At 48.9% G+C, this 23,830-nt stretch carries 23 protein-coding genes; 8 read left to right on the top strand and 15 right to left on the bottom strand.

Annotated features, from left to right (window positions below; genetic code table 11):
- Positions 1–246: 246 nt before the first annotated feature.
- The 10 genes from xerC to METH11B_RS0116665 all read right to left on the bottom strand — a co-directional run bounded on the left by xerC (position 247) and on the right by METH11B_RS0116665 (position 9,233).
- Positions 247–1,137, bottom strand: coding sequence for a tyrosine recombinase XerC (gene xerC / locus METH11B_RS0116705; RefSeq protein ID WP_036277729.1), 891 nt, complete (start codon positions 1,135–1,137; stop codon positions 247–249).
- A gap of 5 nt (positions 1,138–1,142) precedes the next feature.
- On the bottom strand, positions 1,143–1,832 hold the full coding sequence (locus METH11B_RS0116700) for a DUF484 family protein (RefSeq protein WP_026602998.1): 690 nt from the start codon (positions 1,830–1,832) through the stop codon (positions 1,143–1,145).
- A complete protein-coding gene (gene dapF / locus METH11B_RS0116695; RefSeq protein ID WP_036277727.1) occupies positions 1,829–2,656 on the bottom strand; it encodes a diaminopimelate epimerase in 828 nt (275 codons plus the stop codon). The genes METH11B_RS0116700 and dapF overlap by 4 nt, the downstream gene beginning before the upstream one ends.
- A gap of 5 nt (positions 2,657–2,661) precedes the next feature.
- Positions 2,662–3,912, bottom strand: coding sequence for a diaminopimelate decarboxylase (gene lysA, locus METH11B_RS0116690; protein WP_026602996.1), 1,251 nt, complete (start codon positions 3,910–3,912; stop codon positions 2,662–2,664).
- Between the two features lie 3 nt (positions 3,913–3,915).
- Complete coding sequence (lptM, locus tag METH11B_RS28705) at positions 3,916–4,041, bottom strand: LPS translocon maturation chaperone LptM (protein ID WP_081607937.1); 126 nt, start codon at positions 4,039–4,041, stop codon at positions 3,916–3,918.
- Positions 4,042–4,182: 141 nt separating this feature from the next.
- Positions 4,183–6,420, bottom strand: a complete 2,238-nt coding sequence (gene pilQ / locus METH11B_RS0116685; protein WP_026602995.1) for a type IV pilus secretin PilQ — start codon at positions 6,418–6,420, stop codon at positions 4,183–4,185.
- A gap of 2 nt (positions 6,421–6,422) precedes the next feature.
- Positions 6,423–6,980 carry a pilus assembly protein PilP gene (locus tag METH11B_RS0116680; protein WP_026602994.1) on the bottom strand — a complete coding sequence of 186 codons (558 nt, stop codon included), beginning with the start codon at positions 6,978–6,980 and terminating at the stop codon, positions 6,423–6,425.
- The gene (locus tag METH11B_RS0116675; protein WP_020483741.1) at positions 6,977–7,603 is read right to left on the bottom strand and encodes a type 4a pilus biogenesis protein PilO; all 627 of its coding nucleotides are present in this window, start codon (positions 7,601–7,603) and stop codon (positions 6,977–6,979) included. The genes METH11B_RS0116680 and METH11B_RS0116675 overlap by 4 nt, the downstream gene beginning before the upstream one ends.
- The gene (locus tag METH11B_RS0116670; RefSeq protein ID WP_026602993.1) at positions 7,600–8,172 is read right to left on the bottom strand and encodes a PilN domain-containing protein; all 573 of its coding nucleotides are present in this window, start codon (positions 8,170–8,172) and stop codon (positions 7,600–7,602) included. Before METH11B_RS0116670 ends, METH11B_RS0116675 begins: the two co-directional genes overlap by 4 nt.
- On the bottom strand, positions 8,172–9,233 hold the full coding sequence (locus tag METH11B_RS0116665; protein ID WP_020483743.1) for a pilus assembly protein PilM: 1,062 nt from the start codon (positions 9,231–9,233) through the stop codon (positions 8,172–8,174). Before METH11B_RS0116665 ends, METH11B_RS0116670 begins: the two co-directional genes overlap by 1 nt.
- Positions 9,234–9,445: 212 nt before the next feature.
- Here METH11B_RS0116665 and METH11B_RS0116660 point away from each other — a divergent pair, with 212 nt between their 5' ends.
- The gene (locus METH11B_RS0116660) at positions 9,446–11,809 is read left to right on the top strand and encodes a penicillin-binding protein 1A (RefSeq protein WP_026602992.1); all 2,364 of its coding nucleotides are present in this window, start codon (positions 9,446–9,448) and stop codon (positions 11,807–11,809) included.
- Between the two features lie 70 nt (positions 11,810–11,879).
- Here METH11B_RS0116660 and rpmE read toward each other — a convergent pair whose 3' ends face one another.
- From rpmE to nhaD, 3 genes are all read right to left on the bottom strand, one after another.
- On the bottom strand, positions 11,880–12,080 hold the full coding sequence (gene rpmE, locus METH11B_RS28700; RefSeq protein ID WP_081607938.1) for a 50S ribosomal protein L31: 201 nt from the start codon (positions 12,078–12,080) through the stop codon (positions 11,880–11,882).
- A gap of 198 nt (positions 12,081–12,278) precedes the next feature.
- Positions 12,279–13,670 carry an AmpG family muropeptide MFS transporter gene (locus METH11B_RS0116655; RefSeq protein ID WP_026602991.1) on the bottom strand — a complete coding sequence of 464 codons (1,392 nt, stop codon included), beginning with the start codon at positions 13,668–13,670 and terminating at the stop codon, positions 12,279–12,281.
- Between the two features lie 260 nt (positions 13,671–13,930).
- Positions 13,931–15,238, bottom strand: coding sequence for a sodium:proton antiporter NhaD (gene nhaD, locus METH11B_RS0116650; protein WP_231499692.1), 1,308 nt, complete (start codon positions 15,236–15,238; stop codon positions 13,931–13,933).
- 212 nt (positions 15,239–15,450) lie between these two features.
- Here nhaD and METH11B_RS0116645 point away from each other — a divergent pair, with 212 nt between their 5' ends.
- Positions 15,451–17,103 carry a nitrite/sulfite reductase gene (locus METH11B_RS0116645; protein ID WP_026602989.1) on the top strand — a complete coding sequence of 551 codons (1,653 nt, stop codon included), beginning with the start codon at positions 15,451–15,453 and terminating at the stop codon, positions 17,101–17,103.
- A complete protein-coding gene (locus tag METH11B_RS0116640) occupies positions 17,090–17,545 on the top strand; it encodes a DUF934 domain-containing protein (protein ID WP_026602988.1) in 456 nt (151 codons plus the stop codon). Before METH11B_RS0116645 ends, METH11B_RS0116640 begins: the two co-directional genes overlap by 14 nt.
- A gap of 114 nt (positions 17,546–17,659) precedes the next feature.
- On the opposite strand, the gene METH11B_RS0116635 is transcribed toward METH11B_RS0116640, so the two are convergent.
- Both METH11B_RS0116635 and METH11B_RS0116630 read right to left on the bottom strand, forming a co-directional pair.
- The gene (locus tag METH11B_RS0116635) at positions 17,660–19,024 is read right to left on the bottom strand and encodes a S41 family peptidase (RefSeq protein WP_020483749.1); all 1,365 of its coding nucleotides are present in this window, start codon (positions 19,022–19,024) and stop codon (positions 17,660–17,662) included.
- A 37-nt stretch (positions 19,025–19,061) separates the two neighbouring features.
- Positions 19,062–20,303 (bottom strand): murein hydrolase activator EnvC family protein, encoded by a 1,242-nt coding sequence (locus METH11B_RS0116630; protein WP_026602987.1) that lies wholly within the window; start codon positions 20,301–20,303, stop codon positions 19,062–19,064.
- A gap of 369 nt (positions 20,304–20,672) precedes the next feature.
- Here METH11B_RS0116630 and METH11B_RS0116625 point away from each other — a divergent pair, with 369 nt between their 5' ends.
- The 5 genes from METH11B_RS0116625 to mraZ all read left to right on the top strand — a co-directional run bounded on the left by METH11B_RS0116625 (position 20,673) and on the right by mraZ (position 23,829).
- On the top strand, positions 20,673–20,984 hold the full coding sequence (locus METH11B_RS0116625) for an ArsR/SmtB family transcription factor (protein ID WP_020483751.1): 312 nt from the start codon (positions 20,673–20,675) through the stop codon (positions 20,982–20,984).
- Between the two features lie 179 nt (positions 20,985–21,163).
- The gene (locus METH11B_RS0116620; RefSeq protein ID WP_331280416.1) at positions 21,164–21,454 is read left to right on the top strand and encodes a rhodanese-like domain-containing protein; all 291 of its coding nucleotides are present in this window, start codon (positions 21,164–21,166) and stop codon (positions 21,452–21,454) included.
- Positions 21,455–21,487: 33 nt separating this feature from the next.
- On the top strand, positions 21,488–21,961 hold the full coding sequence (gene secB, locus METH11B_RS0116615) for a protein-export chaperone SecB (protein WP_020483753.1): 474 nt from the start codon (positions 21,488–21,490) through the stop codon (positions 21,959–21,961).
- Between the two features lie 5 nt (positions 21,962–21,966).
- Entirely contained in the window at positions 21,967–22,968 is a 1,002-nt protein-coding gene (gpsA, locus tag METH11B_RS0116610; RefSeq protein WP_026602985.1) for an NAD(P)H-dependent glycerol-3-phosphate dehydrogenase, read from the top strand.
- A 393-nt stretch (positions 22,969–23,361) separates the two neighbouring features.
- Complete coding sequence (mraZ, locus tag METH11B_RS0116605; RefSeq protein WP_026147052.1) at positions 23,362–23,829, top strand: division/cell wall cluster transcriptional repressor MraZ; 468 nt, start codon at positions 23,362–23,364, stop codon at positions 23,827–23,829.
- The last annotated feature ends 1 nt before the right edge of the window (position 23,830 follow it).

Genomic DNA, 23,830 nt, shown 5'->3' with positions numbered 1-23,830 from the left:
TAAAGAGCCAGAGCATTTCGCCCTGTTGAGCCGACATATTCTACAGCGTTTTCAGTTCCTGTCAAATTTATTTTTAAGCCATTTCAAAAACCGAAACACTCAAAACAAACCCGCCACTCACAACCTTAAACCCGCCGAACCCAGCCGACTCCTTCACCGCCAAACCCAAAAAGCTAAAGCAGTGAAGAGCCGCGCATTTTAATCACCCATACACCCCGCGTCAAGAACTTTTTTATCCAACAGCCTTCAACCCTTGCGTGATCGCGGATGTGCTTGATCATATACGGCCGCTAAATGCTGAAAATCCAGGTGCGTGTATATCTGCGTAGTAGATATATTGCTATGCCCTAATAACTCTTGCACAGCCCTAATATCTTTACTAGCTTCAAGCAGATGGCTTGCGAACGAATGTCTTAACATATGCGGATGAAGGTGTTCGGCTATACCGTTTTTTTTACCCCAACGATCCAATCTAAGCTGCACACTTCTTCGAGATAATCGACGACACTGCAAGGAAACAAACACCGCTTGCCCCCCCTCAGGCCGATTTGTCAGCCAAACCTTAAGCGCATCAAGTGCTTTACTACCAACAGGCAATTGCCTTTGCTTGCCGCCTTTACCAAAACGCACTCTCAAAAAGCCTTCGCTAAGATCAATGTCCGACAAATCAAGCATCACTAACTCGCTCAGTCGCAACCCTGATGAATAGAACAATTCGAACATCGCCAAATCGCGGACTTCCAAAACCGAATCTGGCGTCGCATTTAACATCCCCATCATCTGATCAACATCCAACACATGAGGAAGCCTTTTTGACACTTTAGGCGCCTGCACATGCTGAGCAGGGTTATGCGTCACTTGGTTAGTTTTGAGCAAAAATCGATAAAAACTACGTAGCGCAGCAAGTTCGCGCTGAATCGTCTTGCTTCCTATCCCGTTTTTATGGCGTCCAGCAATATAGTTCCTCACATCGCGATCTTGAACTTGCTGCCAAAGCCTAAGCTCTTGCACATTGCAAAAACTTCTAAAACGCTTTAAATCCCGCTGGTAATTCGTCGACGTATGGTCGGCAACACGCTTTTCCGAAACCAGATAGCAAAAATACAGCTGCAAGGCGTCATCCGCTTCGGCATGCATAACAATCAATCCGTTTGTTGTAGCAATGAAATAAGACGCGTCCCGATAATTTCGCTCATTTGGGTAAGAAATATACTGCCCATACTATAGTGAAACCGCGATTCATCGCGGCTGCCGATTGCCAACAGCCCATCAAGCTGAGTGAACACCATAGGAATGATTGCACAAGAGCGAACTTCCGCAGCCACATCACCAAATAAAAACCTCGCTTGAGGCAAGGTCGGCCGACCGCATTTCGGCTGGTTTGTGGTTAATTCATTGGAAAAATGCTTCAAATTAGCATCATCCGCCCCGACAAATAAATTACTGATCGGCGATAGCGGTTGCTCTTTAATGATTTTAATGGCCACGAAATCAGTGAAAAAACATTCAGCCAACACCTCGCTTAAATTAGCGACCGCATCCTCCAAAGAATTTGCTTCCAGCATAGCTAAGGTCAACTCATGCATGCGATTGAACGACGCGTCGTTTTCCCGAGCAATATCAATCAATGCGGTTAGTTGATTTTCTTGTTCCTGGTGCTTCGCTCTGAAAATTTCCAGTTGCTTGGAGATTAGCGATATTGCATTTCCGCTGGGGTGAGGGATATGCATCTTCTCCAGCAAATCCAGGTGATTCTGGAAAAACTCAGGGTGGTCTTGCAAATAAGCCTTAACGTGGGCTTCGGTCAATAAGACTTTTGGTTCGCTGCTCATAACTTTACTTGTCCCTCAAAAACCGTGGTAGCCGCGCCCGTCATCAGTACAGGATGACCGCTGCCGATCCAACTAATAGTTAGCTCCCCGCCAGGCAATTGAACCTGAACAACCTGATCCAACAATCCCTGTTCGATACCAGCGACCACGGCGGCACACGCCCCGCTACCACAAGCTAAAGTTTCGGCTGCACCGCGTTCGTAAACTCGCAATTTGATGTGCCGGCGATTAACAACTTGCATGAACCCGATATTAGCTCGCTCTGGAAACAACTCATGACACTCCAGTCTAGCTCCGATAGTCGAAACAGGCGCGTTCGCCACATCATGGACCTGAATAACTGCATGAGGATTACCCATGGATACCGCGGCGAACTGAACTTCTGTTTCCGCCAACTTCACTTTATACAGCTTGGACTGTTCGGAAGCCTTCAGCGGTATCTGCTTAGGCTCAAGTGCCGGGACACCCATTTCAACGGTGATCAAATCTCTTGCATCGAATCGCAGTGTCAGTTGTCTTGCATCGGTATCGACAATAATTTCGTCATTATTGCTTAAGCCTTTGTCACGCACAAAACGAGCAAAGCAACGCGCACCGTTTCCACACTGAGAAACCTCGCTACCGTCAGCATTGAAAATCCGGTATTTAAACTCGGCGTTATCACTAATCGGCTTTTCCACCAATAACAATTGATCGCAGCCCACGCCAAAATGGCGATCCGCCAAAAATCGAATCTGTGCGGTCGTCAATTGTATTTGCTGGTTTATAGCGTCGATCACGACAAAATCATTTCCCAGCCCCTGCATTTTGGTGAAGTTAATTATCATAGCTACTCCGGCAAAAGCTGCTCGCCAACCCACAATTGATCCAGAGTTTCTCGGGCTCGAATAAGATGTGTTTTATCGCCATCCACCATTACCTCCGCCGCTCGAGGCCTTGAGTTATAGTTTGAACTCATCGTAAATCCGTAGGCACCGGCTGAGCGAACCGCTAATAAATCACCTTGTTTTAGCTTCAATGCCCGAGCCTTTCCTAGAAAGTCACCCGTCTCGCAAACTGGCCCAACGATGTCCCAATCCAACTCGGGCTGATCACTTTCGGCATTCGCCGGAATGATTGCCTGCCACGCCCCGTATAAAGCCGGTCTGACCAGATCATTCATTGCCGCATCAACAATGGCAAAGTTTTTATTCTCTGTCGGCTTAAGGTATTCCACTCTGGTTAACAATATTCCGGCATTGCCAACGATTGCTCGCCCCGGCTCCAATAAGATTTCGAAGTTTCGCCCATCCAGACGCTGCAGCAACGCCGCGATATATTCAGAAGGTTGCGGGGGACACTCATCGCGATAACAAATACCCAGCCCTCCCCCTAAATCAAGGTGGTGCAATTCAATACCTTCCGCCTGCAGTTCGTCGACCAACGCCAACACCCTATCCAACGCGTCCAGAAACGGCACGGCTTCCGTTAGCTGGGAGCCGATATGGCAATCAATACCGACTATTTCGATATTCGGCATCTGGGCGGCTCGCCGATATTCGTGAATAGCTTGCTTGATATCGATCCCGAATTTATTCTCTTTCAAACCAGTGGAAATATAGGGATGCGTCTTGGCGTCAACATCGGGATTAACCCGAAAAGACACGGGTGCGACAACCCCCAACTCACCGGCTAAACAGTTGATACGATCCAACTCACCGCTGACTTCCACATTAAAACAGCGTATACCTATTTTCAGCGCTGCCAAAATTTCATCTTCGCGCTTGCCTACTCCGGAAAACACAATTTTGTCCGGACTTCCGCCCGCAGCTAGCACGCGCTGCATTTCGCCAAGCGACACGATGTCGAACCCAGATCCCAGTCGTGCTAATAAATTGAGAATAGCAATATTTGAATTTGCTTTTACGGCATAACAAATAAGATGAGGGTGACCGGCAAAGCCTTGATCGAAAGCTTGCCAATGTCTTTCCAAGGTAGCTCGCGAGTAGACATAACAGGGAGTGCCGTAGTTTTCGGCAATTTCGTCAACAGGAATGCTTTCGGCAAACAGTTCATGTTGCCGATAATTAAAAAAATCCATGGCTTATTTATCTTGTTTGGGTACGTAAATTGGCGGCGGGCTATCCGGCATATATAAAGGCCCTGTCTGACCGCAGGCCTGCAACAACAGCGCCCAAAGAACTAGAGTTAAAATATTGTTTGTCGTCATATTCGTAACGATTGTCTGGTGAACGCGGAATATAGCATAGCCGGCGGCTTAAAAGAACGAACACGAGGTGGCCGCCCAATCTCGGCAAGCCACAAAAAAAGGGGCATGAAGCCCCTTTTTGCCACTAAGTCAAACGACGCTTCACTTTGCCGTCATAGACTCTTTCACCACTTTAGGCGTGATGAACACCAATAACTCTTTTTTGGTATCGTTTTTTACACTTTTCTTGAACATCCAGCCTATCACCGGCAAATCCGACACCCAGGGCACGGTATTAAACGATTCCTGAACGGTTGACTCGTAAATACCGCCCAACACTACCGTCTCGCCATCTTCAACTTGAACTTTGGTTTTCAACTGCCGGGTATCGATGGGTACGGTAGCATTACCGCCCGTAGCAAGCGGCGTTCCCGGAGAATCTTTTTTGATGTCGAGCAACATGATAACACTGCCGCTTGGCGTAATCTGCGGCGTGACATTCAGCTCCAACACCGCATCGACCAGCTCCGTCACCGGACCTGTTGCCTGGCTTTGGGTTTGATACGGAATCTGTACACCTTGTTTGATTGAAGCTTGCACCATATCGCTAGTCATTACCCGCGGATTGGATACCAACTCGCCTTTGCCGTCATCCTGCAAGGCACTTATCTCAAGATTCAACAGATAATCCGCACCGCGCGCCAAAGTCAATGCCAAGGCACCACCACTGGAGGCAGCCAATGCGGACCCCAAATCCGACAAAATTTGAGAATTTTCACTTGTTTCAACACCGGCACCAGTCATCCCATATTGGGTGCCACTATTGACATCGGCTTTATGCGCCACCCCAAATTTGGTACCCAAGTTCTGCGCAAATGATGTATCAGCTATTACGATCCGCGATTCGATCAATACTTGGCGTACTGGCACGTCCAATAGCTTGATCATTCTTCTTACATCTTCCATAGCCTTTGCAGTGTCTTTGACAATCAGCGTGTTGGTCCTGGCATCGACAATCGCCGTACCGCGTGGCGACAGCAAGCGCATACTTGCCGAGCCACCGCCTTGACTATTCTGCCCGGCTCCGGACTGTTGCGAGGCTACGGAAGCACCTCCTCCTCCGCCGCAACCACCACCTCCGCTCGCGCCTGCCCCCGACTGCCCACCCTGCGAGTTATTACCTACCCCCATTAATACACCGCAAATCTCCCCTGCTTTCGCGTAATTGATTTGAATATTTTCGGTTTTTAACGGCTCCAACTCTTCAAATATTTTTTTCGAATCCAGCTCTTCCTGCTCTATTTTCATGATTTCGGCAACCGGCGCCACCATCACCACATTACCATTCTGTCTTTTTGCCAATCCTTTAGCTTTTAGAATCAATTCCAAAGCCTGATCCCAAGGTACATCGTTCAATCTAAGCGTCACGTTGCCCGCCACAGAATCGGCGGCAATGATATTAAGCTCGGTAAAGTCGGCAAGAATTTGCAGGACCGAACGCACTTCGATATCTTGAAAATTCAATGACAACTTGTTACCGATATACGGGAATTTTTCTTTTTGCTGCGCTTCCTTTTCCGCCGGCGTCAACGGTCGAAACTCAACCGTCAATAGATTATCGGACTGATAGGACGAGTAATCGTAATTACCGTTGTTAGGTGTTATGACGATGTTGACGCTATCACCTCTTGGAGAGGCTTCGATTTTTTGCACGGGTGTCGCAAAGTCCGATACGTCGAAACTTTTAACTAACGACTCCGGCAACCTGGTATTTAGGAAACTTAATACCACTTTACCGCCATTTTGCTTAGCGTCCACGACAGTATTCGCCGCTGATAAACCCAGCAACAAGCGTCCCTCACCGTTGGGGCCGCGTCTAAAATCAATACTTTTTATGTTTTGTTCCGGCAAAAACTTACTAATCACCGAATCCTTCGCGGTGGGCGCTTGCTGTACCGCCCGATTTACCGCAGCGACAGTTCCACTAGACCTCAAAACCACATAAAATTTATTGCCCTCAATTTTGGTTTCGTAAGGCACTTTTTCTATCAGATTGATAATAACCCGAGTCCGCCCCGACGCCTCTACTACATAAACCGTACCCGCGGCTCCTTGGTTAATAGGAAAGCTTTTTTTCGCCAAATTACTTTTTACCCCGGCAAAGTCCAAGGCGATTCTGGAAGGATTATCGGTCTGAAAAATTTTTGGCGCCACTATCGGCCCATCCATTTCCAGTTGCACCTGCACTTGGTTTCCGGCCAAGGTGGAAAACTCTAAGTTGTTTATAGCTCCGTCATCAGCGCGCACCAGCGCAACGTGCATAAAACAACCCAGCAACACTGAACACCAGAAACCGAAGCCGGCCGCTTTCCACCCGTTTTTATTTTGTTTAGTACTCATTTCTATAACCCTTTTTCATCGGCCAATGCCAGTGAAGACTGTTGTTCGCGCCAAGTGCCCGGCTTATCAGGTACGATTTCCATTAGCTCTATTTTGTCGTCGAGAATTCGCAGAATCTTGCCGTAATTTTGCCCCATATGATGCCCGACCTGGACCCGATGGATAGTCCCGTCCCTAGCCCTTATCAAGCCCCAATAGCCTTTATCGTTACGTAGCGTTCCAACCATGCGCAGGCTATCAAGCGGATAAGCTTCCAACTCTTCCTTCCGACGCTCTATATCGGGCTTAACACCGTTTATGCCGGAAACGTCGATACTGCTATCGTCATCCTTTCTTTCGATAGACCGAAAAGGATCCCGCAAACCATCGGGTTTAAATATGAATGATTCCACCACTTTAATCTCGGGCAATGGTTCGATAGGAGCCTTGGGGCGGGCTTTTACTTCTTGAATATATTTTGTTAGATCGCTGACATCATCCCCACCGCAACCCGTCATACCGATCAAAAGCACACTCAATACCGGCAGAGTCGAATACACTTTCACGCTACCGCACCTCATTGACCTCTCCTTTTCTTAGCTGCCGATCCGCCAGCGGCTTGCGCTGTTTCACCCTCGTTATAGGTTTTTATGGTTGCAGTCATACTCATACCATCTTTGCCTTCTTTACCCAGCGGTGTCATCACCACATCATGCACCGTCACAATCCTTGGTAACGAAGCCAAACCACTGACAAACAATCCCAATTCTTCATACTTGCCGACAACATGGATACCAATCGGCAATTCGGAATAAAACTCTCTGTTAATTTCGGTGCTGGGTTGAAACAATTTAAACTCTAAGCCACTTGCCAAACCGGTTTGAGAAATATCGACCAACAAGCTGGCCACTTCAGCCTTGGTGGGCATTTGCTTTAACATCTCACCTAGCGACGCTTCGATTTGATCCAGCTGGTCGCGGTAATCCTGGAGGTTGACAGCCTTTTTCTGCTTAACTTCAAACGCACTTTTCAAACTTTCTTCTTGTTTTTCAAGCACATCCAATTCATCCAGCTGCGGCACCGTCACAAAGTACACGCCCGCAGCCGCTGTTAATACCGAAAAAATAAGTATGACAATGATTTTTAGCGGCGTCGGCCAGCTACCCGCCGAATTGATGTCCCAATTTATTTCAGACAAATTCATTTGACGGCTCCTTGTTGCGGCTTATCGGTCTTCTTACCTTGCTTGGCAGTCATCGTGAAGTCGTTCATCTGCCCGTCTTTTTTACCTTCACCTTTGATTACAGTCAGCACAGAGGTATTCATCCACGGCGAGTTATCGATAGCCCGCATGTATGCAGACACCCGCGCATTCGATTCCGCCTTCCCGTCCAAAGTCAAAACCGACCCGGCTTGGGCGAATTTCGTCAGGTAAATACCATCCGGCGTGGTTTTAGCCAATTCATCGAACAAATGCACCACCTCGGGCCGACTTTCCTGCAATTTTTGGATCACTTCAATCTTGGTCAATAACCTATTTTTCTTGTCTTCAATTTCCTTGATTTCTTGAATTCGCTTATCCAAGATGGCTATTTCGTTTTGCAGAAGCGTGTTTCTACGGGTCTGATATTCTTTGATCCCTTCGATATACATAAAGACGACGACCAAAATCAGTGCTGTCACCAAAATACCGGCACCGATACCCGCCACAAAATCCTGCTGCTTTTTTTTACGTAGCTCTTCTCGCCAGGGGAGTAAATTAATTCTTGCCATTAATCAAAACTCCTTAACGCTAACCCGCACGCTATCATCATCGCCGGCGTATCGTTACTCAGACTTTGCGGCTTGACCCGATTAGAAAGCGCCATATTGATGAACGGATTGGCGATGTAAGACGGGATGCCCAGATCACGTTCCACCAATTTGTCCAAACCGGCGATGGATGCGCAACCCCCGGCAAGCACCAACGCATCCACACCTCGATTAGCGCTAGAGGAAACGAAGAATTGCAACGATCTGGCGATTTGCTGCAACATGGCTTTTTTGAAGGGTTCCAGCACATCGGTTACGTAATTGTCCGGCAAGCCGCCGTGCTTCTTGGCCAAACCGGCTTCTTCATAAGACAACCCGTAGCGGCGCTGAATCTCTTCGGTTAGCTGTTTTCCGCCGAAGCCCTGCTCCCGGGTATAAACAGTTTTACCTTCATGCAGAATGTTCAGAGATGTCATGGTTGCGCCAATGTCGGCGATTGCGACAGTCATATTGCCGGCACCTTCCGGCAACTGATCCGCCAACAAGGAAAACGCATTTTCCATCGCAAAAGCTTCCACATCGACCACAACAGCCTTCAGGCCGGCATAGGCCAGCGCGGCCACCCTGTCCTCGATATTTTCCCGCCGAGAAGCCGCCAGCAACACATCGACCATATCCGGATTATTTTTGGTGATGCCCTGAACTTCGAAATCGAGATTGACTTCGTCCAACGAATAAGGAATGTACTGATCGGCCTCCACCATGATTTGCTCTTCCATGTCCCTATCGGACAAGGAGGCAGGCATCGAAATAATCTTGGTCATCACCGATGAACCCGCAACCGCAACGCTCGCCTGTTTTGCCCGAGTACCGGATTGCTTTACCGCCGCTTTTATTACCGCGCCGATTTGCTCTATATTGGTGATGTTCTTATCGACTATCGCATCCTGAGGTAACGGAGCCACCGAGTAACTTTCTACCCGGTAACGCGCACCAACCCGGCTCAATTCCAACAATTTAACCGCAGCTGTACTAATATCCACACCCAGCACAGCCGACGGATTCCTGCTCAACCAGCTCATGAATGAACCCTTTTTAGATCGAATATGATTGAATTTGGCTCAAGCATGCTCAGACGAGGCTTGCAGAACCCACATGGGCCTGAAGTATAGTAGATTTTTTTATTTTCATCCTCTTAGATAAACCACTTTACAAGTAACTTTAGGTTGTTCCTAAAATCAAAAGGGTTTATTTTGACCGGCAATTTGTATTTTAGCAGTGCGTTTGAATTTCAGTGCCCATTAAGAAAGCCCCCAAACCCAAATCCCTGATCAAGACACTTTTTAAGTGGCTGGCCTTCTGCTCGTTGGCTTTTATCGGCACATTTCTGATTGCTGTTTATTTTTTCCTGCTCGAACTCGACAAGGAGTTGCCGGATATAGACCAGTTACAACACGTTCAATATCAGATGCCGTTGAACATCTACAGCCAAGATAACCTGCTGATAGCTCAGTTTGGCGAGAAGCGCAGAATCCCGACCAGCATCGCGCAAGTGCCACCACAATTGATCAAGGCTTTCATCGCGGCCGAAGATGATCGTTTTTATAAGCATAACGGCGTCGATTTCAAAGGCCTGCTGCGCGCGGTAAGCCAATTAGCCCTCACCGGCAAGAAGCGGCAAGGCGGCAGCACCATCACCATGCAAGTGGCCCGTAATTTCCTGCTCAGCAACGAAAGAACCTACTTACGCAAACTCAAGGAAATCATTCTTGCACTGAAAATTGAGCGGCAATTTTCCAAAGATCAGATTATGGATCTTTATTTAAACAAAATTTACATGGGTCAACGTGCCTATGGTGTAGCAGCAGCCGCACAAACCTATTACGGTAAAGATATTTCCGAGTTAGCCCTACATCAACAAGCGATGATTGCCGGCCTGCCGAAAGCACCATCCATTTACAATCCGATAGCCAATCCGCAGCGCGCCATAGAGCGGCGGAACTACGTGTTGCGCCGAATGCTGGATCTAAACTACATAAGCCAGCACGATTACGAATTTGCCGTGCAAGCAGTTGATAATGCGGAGATTCAGCCGATAAATGTCGAGCTGCAGGCGCCATACATCGCGGAAATGGTTAGGCAAGAAGTCATGTCCAAATACGGCGAGACAGCCTATACCTTGGGTTTGAAAATTTTCACCACCGTCCCTAGTCAATTTCAGTTAGCAGCAGAAGACGCTTTGCAAAAAACCCTGCACGAATATGACGAGCGCCACGGCTATCGAGGCTTTCCCCATAAAAATACGCAAAAAAACGGCGCTCAGCTAACCGACAATGTTGTTGGAGATACCCGGCAAGCCCTGATAACGGCAGTAGCCGATTCCGGTGTTACCGCAAAACTCTACGACAACACGCAAATTGCCATCGCCTGGAAAAATATTGAATGGGCAAAACCTTACCCGGAAAAAAATATCGGTACCGCAAAAGCATTTCTTAAGCCGAACGACATCATCTGGGTTAGAGAACTCGTAAAGGACGAATGGGCGCTCACGCAAATTCCGGACGCCGAAGCTGCTTTTGTAGCGCTCAATCCCAACAACGGCGCAATTTTGGCCTTATGTGGCGGCTTTGATTTTTATCACAGCAAATATAACAGGGCTACTCAGTCCAAACGCCAGCCTGGCTCGGGATTCAAACCTGTTATTTACACAGCCGCATTAGAAAAAGGTTTCACCGCAGCCAGCATTATTAATGACGCACCCATCGTGATCGAGGATCCTTCACAAGAAAACGACTGGCGCCCGGAAAATTATAGTCGCCGTTATCTGGGCCCGACATCACTGCGGGTTGCGCTCCGGGAATCGATCAATCTGGTCTCAGTGCGCTTGCTGCAGGAAATCGGCGTATCCCAGGCAATAGATACGGCCATGCGCTTTGGTTTCGACAAAGAGCAATTACCCGGCACGCTGTCTCTGGCCTTGGGTAGCGGCTATGCCTCACCATTGCGCATGGCATCGGCCTATGCGGTCTTTGCCAATGGCGGTTTTTTGGTAAAACCCTATCTCATCGAACGCATCGAAGACCACAAAGGCAACTTGTTGTTTCAGGCAAACCCACCGCTGGCATGCGCCGATTGTCCGGATCAGGACCCGCGGCCGCCAAACCGCGCGCCTCGCGCCATTTCAGCAAAAATCAATTTCCTGGCAAACAGCTTGCTAAGAGATGTTGTACAACGCGGCACGGCAACCCAGGCCAAACAATTGGGCCGTAACGATTTGGCCGGCAAAACGGGCACCACGAACGAGCAAAGAGACGCTTGGTTCAACGGTTTTGCTACGGATATAGTGGCCTCTGCATGGATAGGCTTCGACAATTCATTACCGCTTGGTCACGGCGAGACTGGCGGCAAAGCGGCCTTACCGATGTGGATTAAATTCATAAAGGCCGTACAACAAAACTTCCCGGAAAAGCCATTAGCGCAGCCGAGCGGTATAGTCCAGGCATACATTAATCCGGCGGACGGATTATTGCTCGATCAGGAAGCGAGAGGCGGTATTTGGGAATATTTCAGTGAAGAGACGGTACCAACGGCAAAATCTGCACCTAAATCTGAAGACCCTGCAGAGGAAGAGATTTTTGCTGAAGAAGCGTTATTTTGAAGGTGTTATATAGTTCGGAAGAATCTGGCCGCCAATTGACCGACGGCCGAACAAGACTTCTCGAAAATCTTTATTTCCCGAATTTTTTACGGAATTTATCAACACGACCCGACGTATCAACGACGCGCTGTTTACCGGTATAAAACGGATGGCAAGAAGAACACACCTCAATGTGTAAATCAGAAGCCAGCACAGAACCGGTTTGAAAAGTATTGCCGCACCCGCAGGTGACGGTAATTTGTTTATATTCTGGATGTATTTCTGGTTTCATAGCGCTCACATACCCGTTCCGGGCTACATACTTGATAGAGAACTGCTTATGATACGATCTCGTAAGGCGATCTGCAAGAACTTTGGCTATTCACTTAGGATTCGAGAGTAGCACTGTTATCAGCCATGCTCATCAGCAACGCCAATAAAATCACTACCGCTAGACCAATTGGCTCAAAACCAGGTAAAGACCAGAGTTCTATCGTTTAATATTCTGCACACGCCAAAGCAGCAGCAATAACAGCAGGGGCGGCACCGCAGTCAGACCAGTGGCCACAAACGCGGTAGCATAGGCTCCGAGCAACCCGTAGATCGGAGTGAGCGTTTCAACCGCAATCCCGGAGAATCCTTTCAGAAATTTGCCAAGCAAGGCATAGGTTGAGGACAGCATGGCGTACTGAGTAGCGGTATAGCCCAGACTGGTCAGGCTCGACATATAGATTACTAGGGCCACGCCAGCGAAGGACTGGGCAAAAGCGTCGAGCGTCATGATTGCGGCGAAAATTGCCGTGTCAGCGTTGACGCTGAGCAAGGCGAATGCCGCAGTGCCACAACCCTCAAACACAAGCCCCGCGATCAGTGTTGGTAATAGACCTAGTCGAGCCGCACTGAGACCCGCAGCGGCAATACCGAAAAAAGTGGCAACCAGCCCGAATGAGCCGCGCACCCAAGCCACCGTATCCTTGGAGAGCCCCAGATCGTGATAGTACGGATTGTACATTGGCCCCATCACAAAGTCGGGCAGACGATAGAGCGCCACCATCAGCAGCATAAGCAATCCGGCCACCTTGTGGTTGGCGAAGAAATCGATAAATGGGCCGATGACCGCATTGGCGAGACCGCGCAAGGTCAATAACGGAGGCTTCTGGTGCAGCACCACCTCGGCGCGGACTGGCTCAGAGGCAAACAGGGTTGCCATTGTGCAGAATGCCATCAACATTGCCATGGCAGCGTAGGACATGCTCCACCCGATACGGGCCGCCGCAGCAATGATCAAGGCATCGGTAATGATGAGGGCGACGCGGTATCCGACCTGCGCCGCCGAAGTCATCAAACCCACTTCGTCGGTGTCGGAAGCGGATTCGATTCGCCAAGCGTCGATGGCGATGTCCTGAGTAGCTGACGCGAAGGCCGTCAACAAGGCGAACACACCAATTGCCACCAACCCGCCTGCCGTCCCGACAGTGGCCATGCCAAGCAACCCGATGGCGACCAGAATCTGGCACAGTAGCATCCAACCGCGACGCCGTCCCAGACGCCCCAGCAGCGGCACATCGACATGGTCCACCAGCGGCGACCAGTACACTTTGAAAGCGTAGGCGAAGCCAACCCAGGAGATAAACCCAATGGCAACCAGACTAGTACCATCGTCCCGCAGCCAGTAGCCGAAAGTGTTGGCCGTCAGCAGGAAGGGCAGGCCTGAGGCGAAACCCAGCGCCAGCATGACAGCGACCTTGGGCTGTTTAAGCTCACGCATCACTTCCAGCGCAGAGCGTTTACGGCGCGCGGCGGAGCTAGTCGCGGTTATTGAATGGGCTTCTTGCGACGACTTGTCAGGCAAAGAGGGAGTACCGTTCGTTGGCGTGCTCATGCAGAAACAATACTTTACCCGAGCAAGCTACGTCCGCCAGACCGAAAAAACTAATAGTTAACAGCGAAACCGGTCCATCGACCAGCCAGACAGATAAAGACGAAGAACCCAACGAGAACGGAGGCCGGCCGAAATGCCGAGAAAAGTCTGCTGCACACGCTCTGTGCGAAGCAGAAACAGAGAAAGCGCTACTCCAACTTTTGACAGCCTTTGTCACGCGCTTTCCCTGGTTTTAATACAGCTTTATCAAAATCGACGAATTAACCGTTGATCAGATAGTGAGTAACGATACTCGCCGCATAGCCTGCAGCGATAACTGGCGTCCATTTCAAGTGACTGAAGAAGGTATACTTGTGATTGGATTGCCCCATCAACGCTACGCCTGCCGCAGAACCCACCGAGAACAATGAACCTCCGACACCAGCAGTCAATGTCACCAGCAGCCATTGGTACAAATCCATATCCAGATTCATGTTCAGTACCGCAAACATTACCGGGATGTTATCAACCACCGCAGAAATGATACCCACCAGGATGTTGGCGGTGGTTTGACCCAAGCCGTCATACATTGCACTGGATAACAACTCCAGATAACCGATATAACCCAGGCCGCCTACCGCGAAGACCACACCGAAGAAGAATAACAAGGTATCCCACTCAGCTTCTTTTACGCGGTCAAATACATCAACGCGGGAACCATCTTCCGCAGGAAAGCGAACTTTCAAGTAGTAGCTAAACAGCATCAATATCGACAGACCAAACATCATTCCCATGAATGGTGGCAAATGCAGCAACTGCTTAAAGCTAACAGCCAAACCGATAGTGACGCCAAATAAGCCGCAAACCACCCAGCCACCTGGCTTCAATTCCACGGCTGCTTCATTGGTTGCCAACGGTTGACCGTTTGGAATCGCTTGCGCCATGAAGAATGCAGGCACCACGAAGTTCACAACTGACGGAATAAACAGCTTGAAGAAGTCAAAGAATTCAGCGTAACCAGCCTGCCACACCATCAGAGTAGTGATGTCTCCGAAAGGACAAAACGCACCACCAGCATTGGCCGCGATCACCAAGTTTACAAAGCCGATAGACACGAATTTCTCGTTGTCAGCACCGACCGCCATCACCACAGCCCCGACCAATAACGCGGAAGTCAGGTTGTCGGCAACTGCCGACAGAAAAAATGTAATGATGCCAGTGATCCAGAACAATTGCTTGTAGCCGAATTGTTTTCTGATAAGCCAAGAACGCAACGCTTCGAATACATTGCGTTCCGCCATGGAGTTGATGTATGTCATCGCCACTAGCAAAAACAACATCAATTCGGCATATTCTTTTAAGTCATGTTCGAAAGCCTTGTGTAGCTCCTCACCTGACACACCGGCTTCCTGAGCCAGTATCGCTACATGCCCCCAAATCACAGCTGCGGCGAAAATGACTGGCTTAGATTTACGCAAATGCGTAAATTCTTCGGCCATCACGAAACCATAGGCCACCAAAAAGATCAGAACGGTGTAGATGCCCCGCTCGGTTCCGGTTAAGCCGAGGTTGTGAAACTCTTCAGCCATGGCGATTTCCGGCAAAAACAGCAAGCCGGCCAAAATTAACAGTAAGCGCAACAAGATAGCCCCCTTTATCCTCTATGTTTTAGTCATTATTGAAAGCGGAAAAAACTAACCGGGCATGTTATCACCATACAATATTCTTTGTCATTTAATCCCGGCCAGTATATTATTCAGATACCTAGCAAAATAGTATGTAAACCAAGCATCGCCTTTAAATGTATCAATATAACAAGCAAGATCAAACACTTATCGAGGAGCGCGTCAATGAGTTTCGCGGTCAAACCCAACGCTTTTTAAGCGGCGAACTCGGCCCCGACCAATTCAGAGCCTTACGCCTAATGAACGGCTTGTATGTGCAAACTCATGCGCCCATGCTTCGTGTCGCAGTACCTTACGGACTGCTCTCGTCCAAGCAATTACGCAAGCTGGCATCGGTAGCTCGCGACTATGACAAGGGCTATTGCCACTTCACAACCCGCCAAAACGTCCAATACAACTGGCCAGAGCTTAGCCGGGTACCCGACTTGCTTGCCGAACTGGCGACCGTGCAAATGCACGCCATTCAAACCAGCGGCAACTGCCTGAGAAACACAACCTCCGACCCCTTAGCCGGCATTTGCAAGGACGAAATCGAAGATCCGCGTCCGTATTGCGAGATCATCCGGCAATGGACGACACTGCATCCGGAATTTGCCTTTTTGCCGCGCAAATTCAAGATCGCAGTTAGCGGCGCCACGCATGATCGCGCAGCCGTGCAGTTCCACGACATTGGAGTGTATCTGGTAAAAAACGAAGCGGATGAAATCGGTTTTAGAATCCTAGCCGGCGGCGGCCTGGGCAGAACGCCCATCATTGGCCAAACCGTTAGACCCTTCCTGGAAAAACAACATCTGCTGTCGTATTTAGAAGCGATTTTAAGGGTCTACAACCTGTTCGGAAGACGAGACAACAAATATAAAGCCCGCATCAAAATCCTGGTCAAGGAAACCGGCCTGGAAAAATTTACCGCCATGGTCGAAAAGGAATGGCTGCGCATCAAAGATGAAATGCTGCTGAGCAATGAACGTATAGAAGAGATGAAAGCGCAGTTTGCACCACCGCCATACGATGCGTCGGCAAGCAACGATAACGCCTTCAACGCGCACTTAGCCGCTGACACAGCCTTTGCAAAATGGGTTAAATACAATACCGTCGAGCATAAAATCGTCGGCTACCGTGGCGTTTACGTTTCGCTAAAAGCCCCTGACTCGCCTCCGGGCGACATGACCGACAAGCAACTCGAAGCTGTAGCCGATTTAGCTGATAAATACAGCTTTGGCGAAATTAGAAGCACGCATAGACAAAACCTGGTCTTGGCTGATGTGAAACAAGCCTACCTGTTTACAGTATGGCAGCAACTAGACGCCATCAAATTGGCTACGCCTAATATCGGCACCGTCACCGACATGATTTGCTGCCCGGGCCTGGATTTTTGTTCCCTGGCCAATGCCGGCTCTATCGGTGTAGCGAAAGAACTCAACGAAGCATTGGATGATTTGGATTATATCCACGACATCGGCGACCTTAAAATCAACATGTCCGGCTGCATGAACGGCTGCGCCCATCAAAGTGTCGGCCATATCGGCATTCTCGGCGTCGATAAGCATGGCGAGGAGTGGTATCAAATCACCTTGGGCGGTTCTTCTGAAAACGAAGCGGCAATAGGCGAACGTTTAGGGCCATCGGTTCCCAAGGACCAAATCACTTCTACCATCACAACGATATTAGACGTTTACCTCAAGCAACGCCTTGAAGACGAAGCATTCTTAGAGACCGTCAAACGCGTTGGCCTGGAACCATTTAAAGAAAGAGTTTATGCAAATCATTAAAGATCGACAGTTGGTAGAAAACACCTGGACTTTTATTGCCGACGACAGTCCGCTGCCAGAAAATGGCGACATTACAGTCACATTAGCTCGTTGGCTGGCAGATAAAGAACAACTAATCAAACGTTCCAGCCAAACCGGCGTTCGACTCATCCCCAGCGATCAAATTGAACCGCTGACTGACGACCTGAGTAAAATTGGTGTAATAGAGCTTAATTTTCCGATATTCGGCGATGGCAGACTTTTTTCGCAAGCACGTTTGTTAAGGAGCCGCGACGGTTATCAAGGGGAAATTAGAGCCGTCGGCGATTACCTGCCTGACCAAGTATTTTATTTGGCGCGCGTGGGCGTGAATGCGTTTGAGTTTTCCGATCCCAACCATATCCAAGAGGCCCTGGCAGCCATGAACAATTTCTCGGTACGCTATCAGGCATCGACGAACTAAGCCAAAGTCGGAGAATTGCCTTAAGCACCTGACAAGAAGTACAAAAAACAGACAATAAAAAACCCGCTTGACGAATATAGCCAAGCGGGTTTTTATTTGCCTAATACATTTAGGTTACTTTCTCATAATACTGATACCTTTCAGCAGATTCAACGCTTCATGCAAAGGGTAGTCGCGAATTTCCGCTTCTGAGGATTCGTTAGTATCTCCGTCTTTTTCAGACTGATCTTTCGCATCATCTTTATCCTCTTCTTCGGATTTTTTCTCAGGCTTCGCGTTACCATTAGTCAAGTGGTGCGTCAGATCAGCTTCTTTAATCGACTCGATCTTGGCTTTTTCCAACGACTCCAACTTCACTCTTGCCAAAGTCACATCAGGCTCAATGCCCTGCGCCTGAATGGAGCGACCGGATGGCGTAAAGTACCGGGCTGTGGTCAACTTCACCGCCGCGCCATTACTGGTCGGCAGTATGGTTTGCACCGAACCCTTACCGAAAGACTTTTCGCCCATGATGATGGCTCGTTTGTGATCCTGCAACGCACCCGCAACAATTTCCGACGCGGAAGCCGAGCCGCCATTAATCAGCACCACAATCGGCGCACCGTTGATAATATCGTCAGGCGTGGCACTAAAACGCATTTCTGAGTTTTTGATTCTGCCCTCGGTATACACGATCAAACCGGACTCGATAAACGCATCACTGACATCGACAGCAGCATTCAATACACCGCCCGGGTTGTTACGCAAATCCAACACAATACCTTTCAACGGGCCTTCGTTTTCTTTTTTCAGTTCGTCGACCGCGTCCACCAAACCTTGCCCGGTACCGGATTGAAAACTACTGATTCTCAAGTAACCGTAATTTTTTTCCAGCAGTTTGTTTTTCACGCTTTTGACTTTGATGATGTCACGGGTCAACGTAAATTTCAGCGGCGCCTCTTCACCTTCGCGAACCACGGTCAACACGATATCGCTACCCGGCTCGCCGCGCATAATTTTTACCGCATCGGCCAGTGTCATACCCTTGACCGGCTTATCGTCCAGACGCACGATCAAATCGCCCGCCTTGATGCCGGCTCGCTGGGCAGGCGTATCGTCAATCGGAGAAACGACTTTAACAAAGCCGTTTTCCATGCCCACTTCAATTCCCAAACCGCCAAACTGCCCAGTAGTGCCTTCTTGCAACTCTTTGTATTCTTCGCTAGCCAGATAAGCCGAGTGCGGATCCAGACCGGACAACATACCGCGGATCGCATCTTCCAATAGCTTTTTGTCGGATACGGGCTCTACATAATCCTGCTTGATTCGCCCGAATATCTCGGTAAACGTCCGCAACTCATCGAAAGGCAAGGCCTGTAAATCATCCACCTTCGTCGAAACGGGCGATTCCTTTTCCGCCAGGACACTGCTGCACAAGCTCAGCGTCGCACCCAAAATAAAACCGACCAATAAAATCAAAATATTTCTGTTTTTTAGCATGTGTTTTAAAACTCCAACAACCTGTTCCTGTAAATGATTAACCCTTGGCCGGCTTACGGCACCATTGCTCGGGATCAATGGGCCGACCTTTTTTCCTGATGCCGAAGTACAACGCCGCATCCGCACGCCCACCGCTACGTCCAACCGAAGCCAGTGTCTCGCCGGCTCTAACATGCTCTCCCACGCTTTTATGCAAACTTTGATTGAATGCATACAAACTCATATACCCTTTACCATGATCGACAATGATCATCAAACCATAACCCCGCAACCAATCGGCGTAAACAACTCTCCCGGCATTAACCGCATGAATATCGGCACCTTCACGAGCGCTAATCACCACACCGTCCCAGGTTGTCTCGTAGCGGCGACTGCCGAAACGATCAGTTATCGCACCTTGCACCGGCCAAGGCAGCTTTCCTTGCAACTCGGCAAAAGATAGACCCACCGGCTCGCGAACCGGGTTGGCTTCGGATTTTTTAGGCGGTTCGGGTTGTTCGGCAGGCTTTTCGCGTTTCTCAAGCACGCGCTCCGGCTCAACCGCGGGCTCATGAGCTTCATTATCATCAGTTTTCTGTAATGATGCTACCAAGGCCTGCAATTTTTTCTCGTCATGCATCAACCCAGCCAGCTGAACACTTTTCGATGCATAGTCTTGCTGAATGTCGGCAAGCAATGTTTCTCGCTGTTTTTTCAGCGCCTGCATCGCCTCGGTTTCTTGCTGTTTCTTCTCGAGAGACACTTGCAACAGCTGAGTTTCCGTGTCTTTTTGTGCTTCCAACTGCCGCAAAACCTTGAAATCCTCAGCCATCGCCTGCAGCTTTTGTAAGCGGGCCTTACTAATGTAATCGTAGTAAACCAACATTCGGCTTGATACCGCCGGATTATGCTGATTGAGAATAACCTTCAAGCCTTCTTTATCGCCGCCCATCGCATAAACCGACTTGATCAGCCCCTCAAGCTCCTTCTCCTGGCTACGCATGTCTTTTTGGGTGGCAACGCTTTTATTACGCACTTCCTGCAATGCCTGCTCTTGCTGCCTGATTTCGGCTTTGATGCCGCGCAGACTATTTGCAAGCTCCCCGTATTGCCGCTCCAGTTTTTGCAACTGCTCTAACAATCGAGACTTTTCAGCTCCCAGGCTTTTCACGTCATAGCCAACTTGCTGAATTTGCGATTGCACCTCTGCCAAACTGCGGGCTTTTACGGAATCGCTCTTAGCGGGCAAAGCCCAGACAATCGCAACCCAAGTGAGCAAAAAATAGCTGCCGACACGCATCGACTAGGCAACCAACAATGACCGTCCAGTCATTTCCACGGGTAGCAACAGTAACAGTTTTGATTGGCGGGCCATTTGTTACAGACTCCAAACATTAAATGTGTAGGCGTTAATGAAGATAAAATTTGGCCTCATCAAAAAGCGAGTCCACCCGCGCAGCCCCGAGCTATTTTCCTAAGCCTCTAGCCGAGGGTATTGAACAATAAAGCCCACTCTGTTAGATTTGCTCACCTTTTATTGCGTTAGCGCAAGCAATTAAACCCACTTGCACCATAGCGACATTATACCAGCACAAGGATGTCGTCATAGTTCGAAAAGTACCATTGTTCGCTCACTGTTCTTAACCTTAGCCACGATCATCGTTAATAAATGGAAGACAAAAACGATACCATCCACTACGACGACAACGATATTAATCGGGCTGCGCGCTGTTTGAAAGCGATGTCTCATCCGTTGCGCCTAAAAATCCTGTGTGTGCTCGGTAATAATTCGATCAGCGTACAAGACATCGTTGAGCAAGTAGGTACGAGTCAAAGCAATATTTCCCAGCACCTGGCAATCCTGCGAGACAAAGGCATTCTCGATTACAAAAAAGAAGCCAATCGGGTTTACTACTTTATCGACGATGAGCGCGTAATACATCTGATTCAAATGATGCGCAGCGTTTTTTGCGGCACGTAAACAGCATTCCATAACCACTAAAATAAACCACCGCGATGGACCAATATATAGAATTTGCCACCAATCACTATTTGCTAGCATTCTCGCTGGTATGCGTTATTTTCTTACTAATCCAGGACTTGCTCGCGAACTCATTCAATAAGTACGAAAGCATTTCTCCACTGATAGCCGTAACCAAAATGAACAGCGACGATGTCGTTGTGCTCGACGTCCGGGAAACCAACGAATTCGTCAAAAGCCACATCGAAAATGCGATCAATATCCCCTTAGGCAAATTAGAAGAACAAATTGGCTCTTTGGAAAAGCATAAAAATCATCCCATGATCGTTACCTGCCAGACTGGCGCCCGCTCCGTAGCCGCTTGCAAAACGCTCACCAAAGCCGGATTTGATAATGTATTTAATATGACTGGGGGCATGCAATCCTGGGAAGACAACAAACTCCCCATCAAAGTCAGCAGTAAAAACTAAAGATTAATCAACCAAACCCAACAAATAATCATCATGGCCGAAATCAACACATCCAGCGAAAAGCAATTCGCGATTCAAAAGATTTATACCAAAGACATTTCTTTTGAGACCCCCAACGCTCCAAAGATATTCACCCAAAAATGGGAGCCCGCGCTGGATCTTAATCTCGGCACACACGTTCAACCCATCGAAAACTCGATGTACGAAGTATCCCTGACATTAACTGTCACCGTAAAAATAGCCGACAGCACTGCCTATTTAGTTGAAGTAAATCAATCTGGGATTTTTTCGATAGCCGGCTTCACCGAACAAGAAATGGGCCCAATGTTAGGCAGCTTTTGCCCCAACGTCTTGTTCCCGTATGCGAGAGAAGTAATTTCCGATCTTGTCAATAAAGGCGGCTTTCCTCAGTTAATCTTGGCGCCGGTCAATTTCGACGCATTGTATATGCAGCACCTGCAACAAGCACAAGCTGAACAGGAACCTGAAGCAAAAACGCTAAATTAAGCGGGATGCCACCATCAATCAGTATTCTTGGCGCCGGCTCATGGGGGACCGCTTTAGCGGTACAGGCAGCCAGAAATGGCTGCGATACCCTTTTGTGGGGCCATAATCCCAGACATATAGCCGCACTAAAGCAAACCGGCGAAAATAAACGGTATTTACCGGGCGTACATTTTCCAGAAAACCTGCAATTCACCGACAATCTTGAGGAAGCAGTGGCTTTCAGCTCGGTATTGCTTATTTCAGTCCCCAGCCACGCCTTTAGGGACTCATTGGCGCAAATCAAACCCATGCTCAGCGCAAGCTCGCGGATTGCCTGGGCCACCAAGGGTTTCGATTGCCAAGATGGCGCCTTGTTAAGCGAGGTAGCGGCACAAGTGCTGGGCGCGAATATCGAAAGCGCCGCACTCTCCGGCCCTACGTTTGCTCAAGAAGTAGCCGCCGACCTGCCAACCGCACTCACCATTGCCTCTACCTCAGAAAGCTTCGCCGCCCAACTCAGCGAACGATTGCACAACCAACGTTTTAGGATCTACACCAGCAACGATATAATTGGCGTTCAGGTAGGCGGAGCCTGCAAAAATGTTCTGGCAATCGCGGCGGGCATAGCCGACGGCCTTGGCTTTGGCGCCAATACCCGAGCCGCACTGATCACTCGCGGCCTAACCGAAATCATGCGCCTCGGCATCAAACTTGGCGGCCAAGCCGACACCTTCATGGGGCTAGCCGGACTCGGCGACCTGATTTTGACTTGTACCGACAATCAATCCAGAAACCGCCGCTTTGGCTTGGCATTAGGCCAAGGCAAAGACCAAAAATACGCTTTAAGCGAAATCAATCAGGAAGTCGAAGGCGTATCGGCCGCCCGAGAAGCGCACCGCCTATCGCAAAAATACGGCGTCGAAATGCCAATTACCGAACAAGTCTATAAGGTGTTATTCGAACATCTCCCGCCTAAACAAGCCGTCCAAAACCTGCTGACACGCGATCAAAAGCCGGAAAGTTTGTAAGCTTTGCCTTACTATTCAACGATATTGAGCCCAATGGCTCGATGGCCACTACCCAAACCCCAGTGACCACCAAACTTTTACCAAGCAAAGCCAGTCTCGCGCCAAGCGATTCAATCTGCTCACTACAACAAATCGCCTTCAAAAAAGTGAGAATTAGCACTTAATAACTGCAATCCACATCAAAAACCATCATTAACTTTTTGATAAAAATCATTTTTACCCAAAACCCTTACCCCTAGCACCCAACACACCTCAACCCTGCGTAAGTCCTTGTAGAAAAAGAAAGAATTTAATTTAAATGCCTCTTGACTAAGCCCCCTTTGAAAACTATAGTGGTGCAAAAGTGATGTAAAGTGGTTAGAAATGGATTTTTTTGGAATTTTGAGGTTCATCTTGTTTCGAGGCATAAGTTCAATCAGTTTGGATGCGAAAGGGCGCATTGCAATTCCTACCCGCTATCGGGAGGAGTTACAGGAATCCTGCGACCGCCAAATGGTTGTGACTGTTGCCGTTGACGACAAATGCGTCGGCGAGCCGGGCTGCCTATGGTTATACCCGTTACCGGAATGGGAAAAGCTCGAACAAACCATCAGCAAATTGCCGACTCTAAACAAAATGGCCGGCAAACTGCGGCGTTTTGTGATCGGTAACGCCTCGGAATGCGAAATGGACAGCCAAGGCCGCCTGCTGCTGCCGGAAACCCTCAGAGAGTTTGCCGGCATGGAAAAACATATCATGCTGGTTGGTCAGCTGAATAAGTTTGAAATCTGGAACGAAGCGGCCTGGAAGGCCAAAGAACAGGAATGGATGGACGGTAACGACACAGAGGGCCTTGAAGAACTTGGCTCGCTGTCGTTTTGAC

The organism is Methylomonas sp. 11b (assembly GCF_000515215.1).
Lineage (GTDB): Bacteria > Pseudomonadota > Gammaproteobacteria > Methylococcales > Methylomonadaceae > Methylomonas.
This window is presented reverse-complemented; position numbering and strand designations above follow the sequence as displayed.

What these genes read in the sequence shown, in the direction of transcription:
- METH11B_RS0116620 (WP_331280416.1), top strand. Translation starts at nt 21,164, where the DNA reads ATGAACAGCGACGATGTCGTTGTGCTCGACGTCCGGGAAACCAACGAA.
- lysA (WP_026602996.1), bottom strand. Translation starts at nt 3,912, where the DNA reads ATGGATTTTTTTAATTATCGGCAACATGAACTGTTTGCCGAAAGCATT.
- METH11B_RS0116670 (WP_026602993.1), bottom strand. Translation starts at nt 8,172, where the DNA reads ATGGCAAGAATTAATTTACTCCCCTGGCGAGAAGAGCTACGTAAAAAA.
- METH11B_RS0116640 (WP_026602988.1), top strand. Translation starts at nt 17,090, where the DNA reads ATGCAAATCATTAAAGATCGACAGTTGGTAGAAAACACCTGGACTTTT.
- METH11B_RS0116630 (WP_026602987.1), bottom strand. Translation starts at nt 20,303, where the DNA reads ATGCGTGTCGGCAGCTATTTTTTGCTCACTTGGGTTGCGATTGTCTGG.
- METH11B_RS0116665 (WP_020483743.1), bottom strand. Translation starts at nt 9,233, where the DNA reads ATGAGCTGGTTGAGCAGGAATCCGTCGGCTGTGCTGGGTGTGGATATT.
- nhaD (WP_231499692.1), bottom strand. Translation starts at nt 15,238, where the DNA reads ATGGCTGAAGAGTTTCACAACCTCGGCTTAACCGGAACCGAGCGGGGC.
- secB (WP_020483753.1), top strand. Translation starts at nt 21,488, where the DNA reads ATGGCCGAAATCAACACATCCAGCGAAAAGCAATTCGCGATTCAAAAG.
- pilQ (WP_026602995.1), bottom strand. Translation starts at nt 6,420, where the DNA reads ATGAGTACTAAACAAAATAAAAACGGGTGGAAAGCGGCCGGCTTCGGT.
- METH11B_RS0116635 (WP_020483749.1), bottom strand. Translation starts at nt 19,024, where the DNA reads ATGCTAAAAAACAGAAATATTTTGATTTTATTGGTCGGTTTTATTTTG.
- xerC (WP_036277729.1), bottom strand. Translation starts at nt 1,137, where the DNA reads ATGCATGCCGAAGCGGATGACGCCTTGCAGCTGTATTTTTGCTATCTG.
- METH11B_RS0116645 (WP_026602989.1), top strand. Translation starts at nt 15,451, where the DNA reads ATGTATCAATATAACAAGCAAGATCAAACACTTATCGAGGAGCGCGTC.
- METH11B_RS0116625 (WP_020483751.1), top strand. Translation starts at nt 20,673, where the DNA reads ATGGAAGACAAAAACGATACCATCCACTACGACGACAACGATATTAAT.
- lptM (WP_081607937.1), bottom strand. Translation starts at nt 4,041, where the DNA reads ATGACGACAAACAATATTTTAACTCTAGTTCTTTGGGCGCTGTTGTTG.
- METH11B_RS0116700 (WP_026602998.1), bottom strand. Translation starts at nt 1,832, where the DNA reads ATGAGCAGCGAACCAAAAGTCTTATTGACCGAAGCCCACGTTAAGGCT.
- gpsA (WP_026602985.1), top strand. Translation starts at nt 21,967, where the DNA reads ATGCCACCATCAATCAGTATTCTTGGCGCCGGCTCATGGGGGACCGCT.
- METH11B_RS0116655 (WP_026602991.1), bottom strand. Translation starts at nt 13,670, where the DNA reads ATGAGCACGCCAACGAACGGTACTCCCTCTTTGCCTGACAAGTCGTCG.
- METH11B_RS0116675 (WP_020483741.1), bottom strand. Translation starts at nt 7,603, where the DNA reads ATGAATTTGTCTGAAATAAATTGGGACATCAATTCGGCGGGTAGCTGG.
- METH11B_RS0116680 (WP_026602994.1), bottom strand. Translation starts at nt 6,980, where the DNA reads ATGAGGTGCGGTAGCGTGAAAGTGTATTCGACTCTGCCGGTATTGAGT.
- rpmE (WP_081607938.1), bottom strand. Translation starts at nt 12,080, where the DNA reads ATGAAACCAGAAATACATCCAGAATATAAACAAATTACCGTCACCTGC.